The organism is Snodgrassella alvi, assembly GCF_002777855.1.
In the GTDB taxonomy this organism is placed as follows: domain Bacteria; phylum Pseudomonadota; class Gammaproteobacteria; order Burkholderiales; family Neisseriaceae; genus Snodgrassella; species Snodgrassella alvi_E.
The window spans coordinates 1-2615 of the sequence record NZ_MEIK01000023.1; the positions used below are offsets into that span (position 1 = coordinate 1).

Below are 2615 nucleotides of genomic sequence, written 5' to 3' on the forward strand. Positions count from 1 at the left end.
TTTAAAATCGTCAAAAGAAAGCTGGGATTTTGAATATTCTAAGCAGCCTAATAAAGTATTTGGCTTAACCTATTACCAAGCCAATAACGGTATAGACCCCAGTACCAATCAGCCATGGACTGATAATATTGCAGGACGGGATCTGTATATCTATCGAGATGCTAATAATAACATTAAAACCCTTATCCTTTGCGATATTGTTGGCCAAGTACAATCTTGTCATCATGATTTTTTTGTTAGTAATTTTCCAGTAAAAGTTAGTATCAGTTACAACCGTACCTATCTCAAGTTATGGCGGCAAACCGAAAAAAATATCGCTGCCATACTAGATAGCTGGGTGGTGACTAATGATGGCAAATTAATTAAAAAGCAGGCTGGCAAGATATAAATTGAAACAGATGCACAACTGATACAACCTCATTCAGCCAATTTTGCCATTTTTTAAGAGAAATTCCGGTTTGCTTGCTATTTTACGCTAATTATATTCGGTAGCTTGTATATATATTAAACATAATAATCCATTCAGAGTTAATTTTTCATTACATTAGTTAATTTTTGTGTATATTTTTGTTTGCATTATCTTAAAATTATGCTAATTTATATGTTAGTCCTACAGGAGACATCAGTATGAGAAATTTATTGATTTCGTATGCTAAAGCTGTCTGTTTAACTGGCCTGCTTTTGCTGGCTGGCTGTTCTGATAAGGATAAAGACAAAGCCAAACAGCAGCCGGTACCTTTCATTAATCAGGACCGATTTGGCCGCTATGATTCCATTGGTAATCTGGGCGGTAAACCAGTCAGTATTCCTGACGGCGTAGTACTTCACTGGGTGCGTTATGTTGGAGACCCTGGTGATTTTGATGCCAGCAAAAAAGCACAAAAATACAAACGTCCACCTATTACTTATCAGCTACCCATTAAAAGCTTTGGTTTGTTTTATCGCCTTACTGATGGTGCGCTAATGAGCTATAAAGAACAAACCGAAATAGATTATTTGCATGATAATAAAACTTTAATTCCTGAAGGTAAGCCCTTTCCATGGGGACACATGATTGTTTATAATTTAGTAAGTCCTAAGCAATTCAAAAATTATAATCATAGGTTTAAAAATATTTTAAAATCGTCAAAAGAAAGCTGGGATTTTGAATATTCTAAGCAGCCTAATAAAGTATTTGGCTTAACCTATTACCAAGCCAATAACGGTATAGACCCCAGTACCAATCAGCCATGGACTGATAATATTGCAGGACGGGATCTGTATATCTATCGAGATGCTAATAATAACATTAAAACCCTTATCCTTTGCGATATTGTTGGCCAAGTACAATCTTGTCATCATGATTTTTTTGTTAGTAATTTTCCAGTAAAAGTTAGTATCAGTTACAACCGTACCTATCTCAAGTTATGGCGGCAAACCGAAAAAAATATCGCTGCCATACTAGATAGCTGGGTGGTGACTAATGATGGCAAATTAATTAAAAAGCAGGCTGGCAAGATATAAATTGAAACAGATGCACAACTGATACAACCTCATTCAGCCAATTTTGCCATTTTTTAAGAGAAATTCCGGTTTGCTTGCTATTTTACGCTAATTATATTCGGTAGCTTGTATATATATTAAACATAATAATCCATTCAGAGTTAATTTTTCATTACATTAGTTAATTTTTGTGTATATTTTTGTTTGCATTATCTTAAAATTATGCTAATTTATATGTTAGTCCTACAGGAGACATCAGTATGAGAAATTTATTGATTTCGTATGCTAAAGCTGTCTGTTTAACTGGCCTGCTTTTGCTGTCTGGCTGTTCTGATAATAATGACAAAGCCAAACAGCAGCCGGTACCTTTCACTAATCAGGACCGATTTGGCCGCTATGATTCCATTGGTAATCTGGGCGGTAAACCAGTCAGTATTCCCGAGGGTGTGGTATCTTCTTGGGTGCGCTACGTCGGTGATCCCGGAGATTTTGATGCCAGCAGAAAAGCCAGAAAATATAAGCGCCCACCTATTACCTATCAGCTACCAATCGAAAGTTTTGGATTTGTATATCGCCTTACCGATGGTGCAGTTTTGAGCAGGAAAGAACAAACTGATATTGATTATATGCATGATAACAAAACTTTGATTCGTATAGGTCAGCCTTTTCCATGGGCTCATACAATTATTTATAACATATATAGCCCTAAACAATCTAAAACCTTCAATCAATGGTTTAATAATATTCTAGAATCATCAAAAGAAAGTTGGGATTTTGAATATTCTAAACAACCTAATAAGGTATTTGGTTTAACCTATTATCAAGCCAATAACGGTATAGACCCCAGTACCAATCAACCATGGACAGATAATATTGCAGGAAAAGATCTGTATATCTATCGGGATGCAAATAATAACATTAAAACCCTTATCCTATGTGATATTGTTGGAGAAATAAAACATTGTCATCATGATTTTATTGTTAATAATTTTCCGATAGATGTCAGTATAACTTACAACCGTGTCTATTTAAAACTATGGCAACAAACCGAAAAAAATATCGCTGCCATACTGGATAGCTGGGTAGTCACTAATGATGGCAAATTAATTAAAGAGCAGGCTGGCAAGGTATAA

Annotated in this window: 3 protein-coding genes; all 3 read left to right on the top strand. The window is 35.3% G+C overall.

Annotated elements, in window-relative coordinates:
* A partial coding sequence (locus BHC43_RS10665) for a hypothetical protein (protein ID WP_218966453.1) occupies nt 1-388 on the top strand: 388 nt, incomplete at its 5' end.
* A gap of 239 nt (nt 389-627) precedes the next feature.
* Nucleotides 628-1503 carry a hypothetical protein gene (locus tag BHC43_RS03330; RefSeq protein ID WP_100156508.1) on the top strand — a complete coding sequence of 292 codons (876 nt, stop codon included), beginning with the start codon at nt 628-630 and terminating at the stop codon, nt 1501-1503.
* Between the two features lie 239 nt (nt 1504-1742).
* Nucleotides 1743-2615, top strand: coding sequence for a hypothetical protein (locus BHC43_RS03335; protein ID WP_100156509.1), 873 nt, complete (start codon nt 1743-1745; stop codon nt 2613-2615).